Source organism: Rosenbergiella australiborealis, assembly GCF_018494035.1.
GTDB lineage: Bacteria > Pseudomonadota > Gammaproteobacteria > Enterobacterales > Enterobacteriaceae > Rosenbergiella > Rosenbergiella australiborealis.
The window spans coordinates 1-488 of the sequence record NZ_JABBFO010000045.1; the positions used below are offsets into that span (position 1 = coordinate 1).

At 45.9% G+C, this 488-nt stretch carries 1 pseudogene; it reads left to right on the forward strand.

Annotated features, from left to right (window positions below):
* Nucleotides 1-417, forward strand: a pseudogene (locus HGT73_RS14920) (HNH/ENDO VII family nuclease); the annotation flags it as partial.
* Nucleotides 418-488: the final 71 nt, after the last annotated feature.

Below are 488 nucleotides of genomic sequence, written 5' to 3' on the forward strand. Positions count from 1 at the left end.
CAGATGGTCAAAGATGTTGCGGGAACGGGGCTAGATTTTATCCCTATTGTGGGTGACATTAAAGGTTTTGTAGAAGCGCAGTCGGCGCTGGATTATCTGGCGGCGGCGATAGGCGTGATACCTGGTGCGGGAGATGTGGCTGGCAAAGCCATCAAAGCGGCGGGAACGGCGCTGAAAAAGGGCGATGTGGCTGAAGCATCGAAACTGATTAATAAGGCCAGTAATGATGTCACATCGGTTAACTATTTTGGGCAAGAGCGTAAGTACTGGAGTGCTGAACCGGTTAATATTAACGGGAACAAAGTCTACCAAAGGAACGATTTATTTGATCCTAAATATGTTGATCCCAAATTAGGAAAAACAAATTTAGAATTAATGAAAATTGGTCGCGCCCCGGTCGGTAAGGATGGGAGGTAATCCCCCCGAAAAACCGGTGTGTTCATAAGTAGAATTTTCTCGTAATCTGAACAGGGGAGATCTCTATGAAA